The 12,271-nt window shown below is 43.1% G+C and carries 12 protein-coding genes and 1 other RNA gene; 5 read left to right on the forward strand and 8 right to left on the reverse strand.

Features of this window, described 5'->3' with window-relative positions; genetic code table 11:
* Positions 1 to 13: 13 nt before the first annotated feature.
* Positions 14 to 373: an RnfH family protein gene (locus R7P64_RS18150; protein WP_025768875.1), complete on the reverse strand. Its 360-nt coding sequence runs from the start codon at positions 371 to 373 to the stop codon at positions 14 to 16.
* Positions 363 to 806 (reverse strand): SRPBCC family protein, encoded by a 444-nt coding sequence (locus R7P64_RS18155; RefSeq protein WP_005381641.1) that lies wholly within the window; start codon positions 804 to 806, stop codon positions 363 to 365. The genes R7P64_RS18150 and R7P64_RS18155 overlap by 11 nt, the downstream gene beginning before the upstream one ends.
* Before the next feature lie 119 nt (positions 807 to 925).
* Here R7P64_RS18155 and smpB point away from each other — a divergent pair, with 119 nt between their 5' ends.
* The 3 genes from smpB to R7P64_RS18170 all read left to right on the forward strand — a co-directional run bounded on the left by smpB (position 926) and on the right by R7P64_RS18170 (position 3,690).
* Positions 926 to 1,411, forward strand: coding sequence for an SsrA-binding protein SmpB (gene smpB / locus R7P64_RS18160; RefSeq protein ID WP_005381642.1), 486 nt, complete (start codon positions 926 to 928; stop codon positions 1,409 to 1,411).
* 66 nt (positions 1,412 to 1,477) lie between these two features.
* Positions 1,478 to 1,845, forward strand: a transfer-messenger RNA (tmRNA) gene (ssrA, locus tag R7P64_RS18165).
* A 111-nt stretch (positions 1,846 to 1,956) separates the two neighbouring features.
* Positions 1,957 to 3,690: a DUF6538 domain-containing protein gene (locus R7P64_RS18170; RefSeq protein ID WP_318123793.1), complete on the forward strand. Its 1,734-nt coding sequence runs from the start codon at positions 1,957 to 1,959 to the stop codon at positions 3,688 to 3,690.
* A gap of 50 nt (positions 3,691 to 3,740) precedes the next feature.
* Here the strand turns inward: R7P64_RS18170 and R7P64_RS18175 are convergent, their stop codons facing one another.
* From R7P64_RS18175 to R7P64_RS18195, 5 genes are all read right to left on the reverse strand, one after another.
* Entirely contained in the window at positions 3,741 to 4,238 is a 498-nt protein-coding gene (locus R7P64_RS18175; RefSeq protein ID WP_151514555.1) for an RNase H family protein, read from the reverse strand.
* 168 nt (positions 4,239 to 4,406) lie between these two features.
* Positions 4,407 to 5,018, reverse strand: coding sequence for a hypothetical protein (locus R7P64_RS18180; protein ID WP_029838792.1), 612 nt, complete (start codon positions 5,016 to 5,018; stop codon positions 4,407 to 4,409).
* Between the two features lie 667 nt (positions 5,019 to 5,685).
* Positions 5,686 to 5,886 (reverse strand): hypothetical protein, encoded by a 201-nt coding sequence (locus tag R7P64_RS18185; RefSeq protein ID WP_005479249.1) that lies wholly within the window; start codon positions 5,884 to 5,886, stop codon positions 5,686 to 5,688.
* A 147-nt stretch (positions 5,887 to 6,033) separates the two neighbouring features.
* Complete coding sequence (locus R7P64_RS18190) at positions 6,034 to 6,678, reverse strand: recombinase family protein (RefSeq protein ID WP_198556790.1); 645 nt, start codon at positions 6,676 to 6,678, stop codon at positions 6,034 to 6,036.
* A 326-nt stretch (positions 6,679 to 7,004) separates the two neighbouring features.
* Positions 7,005 to 7,931, reverse strand: coding sequence for an STM4504/CBY_0614 family protein (locus tag R7P64_RS18195; RefSeq protein WP_025562107.1), 927 nt, complete (start codon positions 7,929 to 7,931; stop codon positions 7,005 to 7,007).
* A gap of 1,250 nt (positions 7,932 to 9,181) precedes the next feature.
* Between R7P64_RS18195 and R7P64_RS18200 the strand changes: the two genes are divergently transcribed.
* Positions 9,182 to 9,667, forward strand: coding sequence for a DUF6795 domain-containing protein (locus tag R7P64_RS18200; protein WP_318119022.1), 486 nt, complete (start codon positions 9,182 to 9,184; stop codon positions 9,665 to 9,667).
* Between the two features lie 684 nt (positions 9,668 to 10,351).
* Here the strand turns inward: R7P64_RS18200 and R7P64_RS18205 are convergent.
* On the reverse strand, positions 10,352 to 10,915 hold the full coding sequence (locus tag R7P64_RS18205; RefSeq protein WP_005381668.1) for a porin family protein: 564 nt from the start codon (positions 10,913 to 10,915) through the stop codon (positions 10,352 to 10,354).
* 397 nt (positions 10,916 to 11,312) lie between these two features.
* Between R7P64_RS18205 and R7P64_RS18210 the strand changes: the two genes are divergently transcribed.
* Complete coding sequence (locus R7P64_RS18210; protein WP_005381669.1) at positions 11,313 to 12,194, forward strand: LysR family transcriptional regulator; 882 nt, start codon at positions 11,313 to 11,315, stop codon at positions 12,192 to 12,194.
* Positions 12,195 to 12,271 lie beyond the last annotated feature (77 nt).

Below are 12,271 nucleotides of genomic sequence, written 5' to 3' on the forward strand. Positions count from 1 at the left end.
TATTGGGTTAATATTAATCCTGCTTATTTTTACGTACAGAACTAGGCTTGCCACCGGTGACTGGGTCTGCACTCCCCTCGGTTTTAGCCTGCTCCGCCCGCTTACGGCGAATCTCTTTCGGATCGGCAAGTAACGGACGATAAATCTCTATTCGATCTCTATCTCGAACGGTCGCATCCAACTTCACGTTACGACTAAACACACCCACTTTGTTCTTGGACAAATCAATTTCAGGGTACAACTCCAATACACCGGATTGTCGAATGATCTCTTCTACCGTTGCGTGATTATTTACCACTAAGTTAAATACACGCTGTTCATGAGGAAGAGCATAGACAACCTCAACGTGAATCATATCTGACTCAATACTCATAACACTCGTAGACCTGTTTTGCGCGTTTAGTAAATGCATTTACCATATTACTAGTAAGCTCGTTAAAAATCTTACCGAAGGCCATCTCAATCATTTTACTTGAGAATTCAAACTCAAGCTTTAGTTCAACCTTGCAAGCTTGTTCATCTAGCGCGGTAAAAATCCAACCACCACGCAACGTCTTAAACGGGCCATCCACCAAGTTCATCATAATTGCCTGACCGGGGATCAACTCATTTGAAGTCGTAAACGTTTTGCTGATTCCAGCCTTCGCCACATCGACAGAAGCCACCATACCATTCCCCGAAGACTCAATGATTCTAGAGCCCGAGCAACCAGGCAGAAATTCAGGGTATTTAGCAACATCATTAACCAGATTGAACATCTGTTCGGCGCTAAAAGACACAAGCGCAGAACGGCTGACTTGCTTCATACATACTCCTATCGATACATGTACAGATTTAAAGCTACTCGCCAATTTTACTTTTATTCCACGATTGCGCAAATAAAAGGATTTCCTATCCGATATCCAACCCGTATAATGACGCTATTATGGCAAAGAAAAAAACGAAACAAAAAGCGGGTAGCAATACTATCGCGCTGAATAAAAAAGCTCGCCACGAGTATTTCATCGATGATGAAATCGAAGCTGGCTTGGAGCTCCAAGGTTGGGAAGTGAAAGCCCTTCGCCAAGGTAAAGCCAATATTTCTGAAAGTTACGTATTTATGCGTGACGGTGAAGCCTTTGTGAGTGGCATGACAATCACTCCTTTAAATCAGGCATCGACACACGTTGTGGCGAACCCTACACGTGTGCGTAAACTACTAATGAGTCGTCGTGAGCTGGATAACCTATTCGGACGTGTAAACCGTGAAGGTATGACATTAACGGCCCTCTCACTGTACTGGTCTCGCTCTTGGGTGAAACTAAAAATTGGCGTAGCAAAAGGTAAAAAGCTGCACGATAAACGTACGGATCTAAAAGAAAAAGACTGGGCAAGAGAAAAAGCACGCGTAATGAAGAGCGCGCTGCGTTAATCTTGACCACTTAAACGCATAGTACTGGACAGCCAATGCTTTTCTGTTACTATGCGAATATTACCTGGGGCTGATTTAGGATTCGACGGGAATTCAGAAGTCTGAGGTGCATGCCGAGGTGCGGTAGGCCTCGTTAACAAACCGCAAAAAAATAGTCGCAAACGACGAAAACTACGCACTAGCAGCTTAATAACCTGCTAAGAGCTCTCTCGCCCTAGCTTCCGCACGTAAGACGGGGAACAACGAGGGATCAAACCCAAACGCGCTAGCCCGGATTCTCCCGCCTGAGAGATGAACGGCGAATTTTAATTCAGGCTAGTCATTCATTAGCGTGTCGGTTCGCAGGTGGGTGGCGAAATTAAAGATCGACTAAGCATGTAGTACCAATGATGAACGGTTTTCGGACGCGGGTTCAACTCCCGCCAGCTCCACCAAACATCATGTAAGCCTCTGATTTTTCAGGGGCTTTCTTTTTATATATGCCTATGAAAAGAGAAATTGAGGTACATCCTGTTCTACATATGGACGGAGATGACACTTTGCACATGACACAACGGGCAAACGGTAACTGGTACTATCAACGCCGTATCCCAACCCACTCTCAGCCATTCTTTGGCAACAAAAAGTCCATCAAAATCTCACTGCGCACCAAGTCTGTCGCAGAAGCTCGTGTTAGAGCGCGTCAGCTATCTGTAGAGCATGACGTCCTATTTGCGCAGTATGAGACTCTCGCAACAACGACAAGCAAACCTAAAGGCTACGCAAGTAACCCACTTGAGGTGCTCGTTGACGTCAAAGCTAGCCAAGCTCAACACAAAGAAATCACTCAAGCGACGTCTGGCAACCTAGTAGGAACTCAGAGCTTACTACACGCACAAGTTTTTACTGCGCCACTAAAGGAGCGTGAGAGCGTCTTTACGGGTATTGAGGCAATGAGAGATGATTTATGCGAACTAATGTGCGACCTTGCCGAAAGTAGATTGAGTGAGTATGACGCCAAGCTTTCGCGCTCATGGCGTATCATTGAGGGTGCGATGGAGTCAGAGCACTACGAGTACTTTGTAGAGCAGCCATTTGAAACTCAAAGACAACTTGTCATCGAGAGCTGTAGAAAGTCGATACAAGGATTATCCTCATTAACTACTCAGCTCACAGATGTGATGGCAGAGCGTCTTGGGTTACCTAATGCGTCTGATGCCTACCTTCATGAGCTAAGGGGAACGCAAGCTCCTACGCAGAGCGAACATCAAAGCTTGCTGTTATCTGAATGCGTAGAGCTTTACCTCAAGGATAGAGAAAAAGACAACATGCAACCCAAGACCTTTGAAAGCTACAAGGCTCGTATGCGACTCATGCTATACATCTTGGGCGACCGTCCTATTGACTCTCTCAAGCGTGCTGATGCTTTGATGTTCAAGGATAAACTCTTGCAGTTACCAGCGAACCTCAACAAAGTGTCGAGCTTTAAGGGATTATCTGTTGATGATGTCATTGCTCTCAAACCGACACCGATGGCAGTGAGCACAGCAAATGACACAATGACTGGTGTTAGCTCATTCTTCGACTGGTGCGTGTTGAATGAGTACGCGTCCAAGAATGCCTTTAAAGGACTCAAAGTAAAGACCAAGAAAAAGGCATCTGATGAGCGTAGCGCGTTCACTGAGTCTGACTTAAAGACCCTATTTCAGCATCCATACTTCCAAGGAGGTGAGAGTAAACACCCACACTATTACTGGCTACCTGTACTAGGGCTTTATACAGGTGCTCGTCTCAACGAGTTGTGTCAGTTGCATGTATGTGACGTTCGTAGAGATGATGAGAGCGGACTTTGGACTATGACCATCACCAATACTCAAGAAGACCAGAAAACCAAGAATATGAGTTCAATTCGCACTATTCCACTGCACCCTAAATTAATTGAACTAGGGTTCGTTGACTACGTACAGAACCTCACTCATGAGCGCGTCTTTCCTGAGCTTAAGAGAGGAAGAGATGGGTATGGACAAGCACCATCCAAATGGTTTGCTCGCTTCCGTGACAAAGTGCTGCCTAACGCCAAGAACGAACATAAGGCTTACCATTCTTTCAGGCACACTTTCATCAACGCCCTGAAGCAATCAGGCGTATCCCGCAGTCATGCAGCAGCCTATGTGGGTCATGGGGACGGAGGTGAAACGTTTGGACGGTATGGTAAAGCTTATGTCGCATCAGCATTAGCTCCTATATTGGACAACATTACGTTCGACTTCGACATAAAGCCCTATGTACTACCTAACTAGTACAAATTAAAAGGTAACACCTGACGTCTACCCAAGTGTTACCTTTCATTTTACATTTTACCTTCGGCTGCTTGTCTCGCTAAGCAGTCTGAATGCTCATTACCTTTGACGCCAGAGTGACCAGCTACGTGCTCAACGCTAACACGTGGACGAATAGCTTTAAGCTCATCTATCAGCATCCATAAGTCCTGATTAGCGACAGGCTTCTTGCTTGAGTTGCGCCAAGCGTTACGCTTCCAGCTATCAAGCCATTCATTGAAGCCCCGCACACAGTACTGACTGTCACTAAAGACATTGTCCCCCTCACCAGCTACAAGTAAGGCAATGATGAGAGCCAGAAGCTCAGCCCTTTGACTGGTGACACCACCAGCCCTGCGAACGGAGGATGAGTACTCCTGAATGCAATGTCCAAGAGCGTCGTAAACAGCGACACCAACACCCCCTTGAAGACACCCGTGCTGATTGTCTGGTGCTGAACCATCGCAATAGATACTTAGTGGGTGCTGAGCGTTGTGTAATAGATGTATCGTTTGAAGCTGTGTATTCATATTGAGTCCTTAATCGTAAAGCCACACCGAAAGCCCCACATAGCCAACTACACCAACGAAAGACTCGTAGTGACTAGCTGACAGCATGGCTTTGCGGTTAAGCGTTGGGTTTGAAGTGAAGTAGACCTTGTGGTGGCCTATTGTGGGTTGTGGAGATCTGAGGGTTAATCAGGCTGCTTGGAGTGATAGCGCTGATGTGGCATGTATCGAGCGTTTAAAGGTAATGCTGTAGTTCGCACCTTCATCACCACCTAAACACACGATATAGCCGTGGTGGTCAAGCCGCTTTAGCGACTCTCGAATAGTACGAGGCTTGAGCCTTAGAGCTTCTTCAAGCGTCGACATCGACACGATAAGATACTTTGCCCCTTTCGGTAGCATTCGTTCAGCAACAGTAAAGACTCGCTTGTCGCTAACACTGAGCCAGTACTGAGACTCACTTTCAGGGATTGTTGTCTCATGACGAGGTATCCCATACATTTGTGCTAACTGAGACGCTACCTTACGGCAAACAGATAAGTACAACGCAATGGTGCGCTTTGAATACGACTCGCGGCTTAGTGCTTTGAGACTGACATTAAGACGCCTTTCAAGACTGTCATAGGTAAGTGTATCGAGCGTCTGAAGCAATCGAAAGATTCGGCTTCTAGACAGCCCTCGACCTACCCCAGACAAACGACAGGCGTTATCAAAGACGGCCATCTGGCGACGACTAAGGTCTGAGTACTCAAGTGCACAAGCAAGCTTAGCTTTCAGCTTTGAGTTGTTTACATACGTCATATCAAGTCCTTTAAAAACAATAAATTACAGAACAATCCTGCAAGACTGCAACATATATAAGAAAGGCATTGAGTAGTTACTTAGGGTTGGGTAGAAAGGACGATGATTGATAGGAAGGCGCAGAGCTTAAAGTCTCTCTAAGAACTACTTTAAGTTAAGCTCTAAGTAAGTGATTGTTATTGTTAATAATTACAATCACATCTTAAAGACAGACTTTAAGTATCCACGCCCTACACCAGCACGTCTTACAAGCTTAAAGCTTCCCTTAAAGATAAAGAGAACTCTTAAGCTTTGCGTCTGGTGCATGTATTGCTCTTTGTCTCTCTGCTTGCCCAAGGCATTAAGACTCACTCTCTATGAAGCCGAGAGGTAACGAGGTGATGGCCTTGAAGCCCACTCAGTGCGTGACTCTGATGTGTGACTTCTTGCTGTGGTTTGGCGGCTACAGTCCGCATTGGGTTTGTTCTTATAGGCAGTCGTAATTACAGGTTATTAACATCCTGTCAGACTCACCGTATCGGGCTGCGCCCTATAGGCAGTCGTAATTCGATTGGCATTGCGTTGAGACTCAAAGAGAGCGTAAAGGCAGGGGAGGAGAGCGTTGATACCTCGATGGTTTGACCCAACTAAGACAGACAAGAGCAGGCGTTGCACCCGCCCAAGTGACCTAGATAAGCTCGGCGTTAACCTCCGCCATGTAAGGCGCTAAGACATTCTCAATGCCATTTGTAGCGTCCTCAAAGACACCAAGCTCTACTAACGCTTTAACATGCCCCCACACCTCTTGGTGAAGCTGCGAGTCTTGCGTTGTAAGCAGCGTTTGAGTATCAAGATGATTAGAGGCTTTAATAGTTAAGACGTCGTTCATATCAATGCTCCTTTGTGCTTAAGGTGAGCTAAAGATACCGAAACTCAACTTGGTTGTGTTATGTGTAGTCACTAGTGAGTGCAATAACTTGAATATGGTCACGCAAGAGCTTGCTAAGTGAGTACTTATTGTTCAAACAGCCGACACTTAGAACACGGTGCCAGCTTCAACCGCCTTCTTCTTCACTCTCTGTACGGTACTTGCATTACAGCCAAGCTCCTGAGCGACACCACGGATAGACTTTCCCTCAAGTAACAACTCAATGATACGCTGATGCTGCTTGGTATTAGCTTTGCGTCCTTGGAACTTCTCAGCCCACTTCGCAGGGTTAGCTTTAAGCGCTTGTCTTCCAGCCTCAGCCGACGCTAAGCGATTCTTACGCTCTGCCGCAGCCATAGCCGTGAGCATGGTAATCTGGATGTCAGTGACCATGTTCTGCATTTCATCATCTTTGCTTGAGTATGAGAACGTCAGACCTTGGTTGATAGTCTTAATGCACACACCCCTGTCGAGAAGCTCACGTATAGTCGATTCAGCGTCTCGATAGTCACGCCCTAAACGGTCAACCCACCATACGACTAGAGTATCTCCTTTACGTAGCTTACCAAGAAGAACCGATAGCCCTGCCCTCTCTTTAGCTGGCACAGTACCCGACACTTTCTCTGTCGTAATCTCCGCATCAGGGTAGAGCTTTGAGATGTCACTCAATTGGCTATCTACGTTCTGCTCCTTAGTCGACACACGGACATAAGCAAAGACCATTGAGTTGCTGTCATTGGATTGAGTTGTCATTGTCATACCTCGAACGAGTGCTTTAGGTTACTGTATGCTTAACTTGCTGTATGCATATCGACAAGTCAACACCTAAAGCATACAAAAATAACACCCTTAGAGTGTATGCATTTGGGCATAATCTATTGCATCCAATTGTAAAGTTAAGGTAAGAACTTTTCGGCAGTTAGTAGCCAAACATCTCTGGGGGGATGGGGGGATTGTCCAGTACAAGTTTAAAAGAAAAGGGCTTTGATTTTTTTAAACTAATTTTCCCCTAATATCTAGGATTTGTCAGTATTGTATGAGTGCCATACTAAGTTGTCATAGCATAGCACTCACTAGGGTCATTTAGTTTCGTGGTAACACTTACCCAGAAACACAATGTTAGTTGCCGTCAAATGTAGCGTGTAACTGACTAGTCCTTGCGGTATATTTCTAACCTCTTTACCAGCACCATGACCACCTGACTTATTACGTATAGTCGGCACACCTGACTCAAGTAGCTGCCTAAATGAGGCGAACTGGTTCTGCATGTACAGTGGCACAAGCTCATTCTCAATACACTTCTGAATCAACTTAGCCGCTGGTAGTTGGTCGTGCTCCCTGTCATCAATCCACCCCCTTTCGTGGCAGATCGACTTCATTAAGCTCTCAAATGATTTACAGCAATCCGTAATACACTCTTCAAAGTTACCATGTCGATAATGCTCATGTGCAGAAAGGAACTCTTCTTGAGCGCCTTTAAAATCTTGTAGTATAAGCAGTGCTGGTTTTACAACTTCCGCATGAATGTACTGCTCATCAATTCTAACGATGACGCCATCAGTGTACTCATAGCCAAACCCTGCGCGCTTCATACGCTCATTTAATTCTTCTAGAGCATCATCAGGCTTTTGAGAGACATTATCATTGCAAGTAAAATTTGCCCAGTTTTGTCGAACGTGCTTATCAATCAAGCGACAAGATAACTCTAAAACATCGATAAATTCCTCTGTCGGCGTATGGTCTACTAAGTATTTCTCCAACCAAGAAGCACTCCCCATGTAGCATCCTCCTAAGCTAGACTCACCATACTCCCTCTTTAAAACGTTGAAAATTACAGCATATGCCTCATCCGATGGAGTTTGGTATCCACAATTACTTCGAGTACCTATCGCCGCAACCAGAATCTGTGCCACTTGAGTTCTTAGCTTATCGCTCACCTCGGTATACTGGTAGACTTCCGGGTACTTCGCTTTGTTTCTGGTAGAGTAGAGTTCGTAGATTGCCATTAATAACCATTCCTTTCGCTTACCTCATCAATTCATCATATCATCATTATGCATCAATAGACTCATGATAATTCTCCCCACCTTACTCCTTAACGTTCTAGCTTTTTCCTCATCATTACCGACAGCTCTCGCCAACCTCCTTAGCGACCCGAGCTGTGGTTCTACAGGTATGCTTACTTGTTCTTCCTTGCTGCGCACGATACACCATCATGCCTTACTCCTTCTCTATGGAACCATCATGACATTCATCCTATAACCTGAATCAATACGACAACTTCGGCCTCATAAGGCTTACTAACTAACCGATACCATTAAGAGTCATAGTGCTCTGCTAAGTGAAATATGAGAGAAGGCGTAAAAAACATACTGTGAGAGTTAGTGAGTTGTGGCATTAACGGCTGCGACAATTCCATTAATGAGAACCAAGAGAGCGAGTCTTGCTTGTGGGCTTACTGTTGTTTTTTTTGAGGGGGGATAACTAATATATATTTGACAAGAAGACACTCCGACGTTAAACAGCAAACTGTCTCGTCGCTAGTAGCAAGGTAAACGCTGAGCCACTCCCACAGCTTCAATTCAACTCCCAAAGTGGGAACTGAACCGAACTAGCAGTGTTCTACAAGGTGTGCTACATTTCGAGTAAACCACTGGTGTACCTTCCTTGTATATCAGAGACTTACAGAGAAAAAGGCGACGAACTCTCGAATCCCGCCAGCTCCACCAAACGTTTGGAAAAGGCCACCTTCGGGTGGCCTTTTTTGTATCAACTAAAATAGTCTCTTTTTTCAAACATTCATGCTTTCTGAAATCTTACTACATAGATTACCGCATACCTTTGGCCCATGTAGGTTTACAAACTCGTTGAGTATTAATCAGTAAACAAGAAGTTCATAAGTACTAATCAAAAAGGCAGAGAGCATGGTACTAAAAGCCCTGCAACTTAAAAGTCTTCTGCTTACCTATCCTTTCTAAGAGATAACTAGATCTAAGTCTAAAGTCTATACTCATCTCCCTCGATGAATTGATTGATGCATTCATTGTTAGTCCCTACTCGCTTGTTTCATTACAACTCTATAGATGTAATGACTACAAACAGTAGTTACAAAAAATAATGTAACTCTAATCACAAAGTTAACCTTAGATATTGAACAGAAACACAACATATATAGATTTTTAAATTTCAAAATGAAAATATTGTTGTGAAAAATTAAGTTGCTGGAATTATTACAGTCATATTAGTGAGCATTGTAATGAATTTTGAAGAAAGTAAATTGAATGACGAACACGTTAATCAATACACACCGCAAGTCAATGGTGTGTTAACAAAGAAAGGAAAACCCCTTAGTAGCCTGAAGGTTAGCCTTAGTATTGGTTTAAGCACGTCAGGGAAATCAATAGACTTATCAACATTCACAGACAGTACTGGTCGCTTTGAGTTTTCTCCAGTCTATGAAAATAAAAACATCATAAGCACTCCTCTTATTGAACACTATGTAACTATTGTTTTAGTCGCAGAACTCAGCAATGATGAAAGTACTATTATTTGGGAAGGAAGCTTTGATGGTTATAAAATAGAGGATTACGTAAAAAATAACATGGCTAACCTTGCTTGTGACACTGAGAACCCTCTTAAGTACTTTGCTTTTTCAATTGATGATGAAGAAAACGATGACTACTACGTAAACAGCCAATGTAATTTATTTGGTTATATAGACTCTGACTTGTATGGAAATTAAACAATGCACTCATGATACAACTCCAGTTCCTATGTCTCCTCTTTGGCCATTTATTTACGGAGGATATTGAGTATCGGTTAGAAGGAGGTTCTGGTATCGACTTCCACGCTCATGGACTAGGAAAAAATCTGTTCCGGGTTATGTCAATAACGCTACAAGTAATGAGTGATCGGCACTACAATCTAAGCCTTAAACTTATCTAGAACACAACGTATTTCTTGACTTCAACAATAGATATAACGCTCGGATGACTGATGGTTGGGTAAGTAAAATAGTCTCTTCAACTTTGACTTTACTAAGAATTTCAGGTCTGGGTCATATAATACAACAGATGCGACCGTAGGCCTTGCTACTTGGGTTCAATTAGCTAATTTCAGAGCTAAAAAATGAACGTAACGAACACGTACGCGGTATTATAGGCCACATAAATGTAATGTCAGGCAATGCGGAAATTAACCTATCTAATATTACTTGTAGAGCAATAAAGCTTTGTTTTTCAAGGTTAGTAAAAAGGCTAGACAGTCATGCTAGTAACGTATTAAATACCCTGGAGTAACAATAAAATAAATTAGCCATCGTTTTATATATACGCTTCATCGGTCTTAAATTATTTGAATCATAAATAATAAAAGTGCGAAGCTATTTTGCTTCGCACTTTTATTGAGTTCAGCACGGCTAACTATATTAGAAGCGATACTCTACACCTAGTGATGCTTGGTTAAAGTCTGTTTCCGTGTTTGCACCGTTCGCGACATTCTCCGCATTGAGTTCTACGTCGTACCACATATATTCTGCGTTAACTAAGAAGTTATCAGTAACTTTAAAACCAACACCGGCACCAGCGAATACACCTTCATCATCTTTGTTGCCTTGGAAGCCCGCAACGTTGTAATCCGTCGAGTACCACATTTGACCGCCTTTTGCGTAAAGGTCGACACGATCAGCAATGGGAGCGGTAACTTTTAGAGCCGCTGTATAGCCGTCCGTTTCGGCATTTGCTAGGTTATTACCATAGCTACCGAAATCAATGTAACCACCTTCCAACGCTAAGTAAGGATTAAAACGGTAACCAACTAAACCTTGAATAACATCGCTGTCATCATCAAAGTCATCTTGTCCATCAACTTTTAAGTAACCGTAGTTGGCGCCAACATATACACCATGATCGTTGGAGTCCGCAGCATGTGATAAAGTACTAAACGTTGCTAAAGAAAAAAGGCTAATCAAAGTAACAACATTGCTTTTCATTTCGTTCTCCTAATATAAGTTCCATTGAAGGTTCGAATAGTAAAGGGCAAATGCAATGCCAACTTTAAATTAATGAAAAATATATTTAATTTTATAGAATACTGACAATCCTCTAAAGGTCGCCGAACAAAAATAGAAAAAAGAGCTGTCTGTTTACTTTATATAAACAATACTAAATTGAGGTTAATCGATGATGTGAAAAAGATTCTTGTTAATTTGTAGATTTTTCAAAGAAATTAAATAAACATCTAAAATACTCTTGTAGATTAATCAGTCAAAAAACGCTTAGCTAGTTTTTATAAGAAAGGAAGCTAATCACACATACGTTGCATCTTACTTTGCTTCAAGCCGTGAATACTCTACTCTTTGCCTAAGCAGAGTTTAATGGAACTGAAGTATGTTAAAAGGCAGTGAATACCCTTCTATTCGAGCATTAAGGACGTTTGTCGCGGTCTCTAATTACCTCAGTTTCTCTAAAGCAGCGGATGCCCTATGTATTACGCAAAGCGCAGTAAGCAAACAAATCGCATCGCTGGAGCAATTGGTGGGTTTACCTTTAATACAAAGAAGGGCGAGTGGTATTGAGTTAACCGAAGAAGGCAAGCGTTATCTGCCGCAAGTCACAGAAGCTTTGGAGCTTATTCAGCATGCAACTGCCAACTTAATCCAGTCAGATTCAAAGCAAGAATTACTCACCGTGGACGTAACCCCTTCTTTTGCCAGCCTTTGGTTGATACCTAATATTGATGACTTCCACCAGCAACATCCTAACATCCGAGTAAGAGTCTGTACCGGGGATGGGAACGTCAAAGATTCGAGCAACGAAAGTGACTTACATATTCGCTGCCTTCCATTATCCACACATTATGAATACAGCCACTTACTGTGCGAAGAAACATTGTTATTAGTCGGTTGCACAAATGCTCCTGCAATTGAGAGTGTGCACGCTGTTAGTAATTATCCGTTTATACCTCAAATCACTCGCCCTCAGCTATGGGAGCAATTTAAAACTGTCTACACTGTAGAATCTCCCGTTACCTATCAACCTGTAGGCGTCGAACATTTTTACCTAGCTTGCGAAGCTGTCAGAATGGGAAAAGGGCTCGCCTTGCTTCCTGATTTTATGGCGCAGTATTCGATTTTAAGAGGGGACATTCAGCATGTTCTCAACCTCTCTTTACAGAGCGGTTATGGTTATTACGTGATGATTCCAAATTATCGACTTTCAGCTAAAAAAGTAGTGGCATTTCACGAATGGCTGAAGAGCAAGCTAAGTTAATGTTGTTTCTTTAAACTCGTTTAGGTAAACCAAACAACTCAAAGACTTCGGTATCTGTCTGCTCAAATTTATGGCAT

Origin of the sequence: Vibrio sp. 2304 (assembly GCF_033339475.1) — a bacterium.
In the GTDB taxonomy this organism is placed as follows: Bacteria; Pseudomonadota; Gammaproteobacteria; order Enterobacterales; family Vibrionaceae; genus Vibrio; species Vibrio alginolyticus.

What these genes read in the sequence shown, in the direction of transcription:
- R7P64_RS18205 (WP_005381668.1), bottom strand. Translation starts at nt 10,915, where the DNA reads ATGAAAAGCAATGTTGTTACTTTGATTAGCCTTTTTTCTTTAGCAACG.
- R7P64_RS18200 (WP_318119022.1), top strand. Translation starts at nt 9,182, where the DNA reads ATGAATTTTGAAGAAAGTAAATTGAATGACGAACACGTTAATCAATAC.
- R7P64_RS18190 (WP_198556790.1), bottom strand. Translation starts at nt 6,678, where the DNA reads ATGACAACTCAATCCAATGACAGCAACTCAATGGTCTTTGCTTATGTC.
- R7P64_RS18210 (WP_005381669.1), top strand. Translation starts at nt 11,313, where the DNA reads ATGTTAAAAGGCAGTGAATACCCTTCTATTCGAGCATTAAGGACGTTT.
- R7P64_RS18155 (WP_005381641.1), bottom strand. Translation starts at nt 806, where the DNA reads ATGAAGCAAGTCAGCCGTTCTGCGCTTGTGTCTTTTAGCGCCGAACAG.
- R7P64_RS18180 (WP_029838792.1), bottom strand. Translation starts at nt 5,018, where the DNA reads ATGACGTATGTAAACAACTCAAAGCTGAAAGCTAAGCTTGCTTGTGCA.
- R7P64_RS18185 (WP_005479249.1), bottom strand. Translation starts at nt 5,886, where the DNA reads ATGAACGACGTCTTAACTATTAAAGCCTCTAATCATCTTGATACTCAA.
- smpB (WP_005381642.1), top strand. Translation starts at nt 926, where the DNA reads ATGGCAAAGAAAAAAACGAAACAAAAAGCGGGTAGCAATACTATCGCG.
- R7P64_RS18170 (WP_318123793.1), top strand. Translation starts at nt 1,957, where the DNA reads ATGACACAACGGGCAAACGGTAACTGGTACTATCAACGCCGTATCCCA.
- R7P64_RS18175 (WP_151514555.1), bottom strand. Translation starts at nt 4,238, where the DNA reads ATGAATACACAGCTTCAAACGATACATCTATTACACAACGCTCAGCAC.
- R7P64_RS18150 (WP_025768875.1), bottom strand. Translation starts at nt 373, where the DNA reads ATGAGTATTGAGTCAGATATGATTCACGTTGAGGTTGTCTATGCTCTT.
- R7P64_RS18195 (WP_025562107.1), bottom strand. Translation starts at nt 7,931, where the DNA reads ATGGCAATCTACGAACTCTACTCTACCAGAAACAAAGCGAAGTACCCG.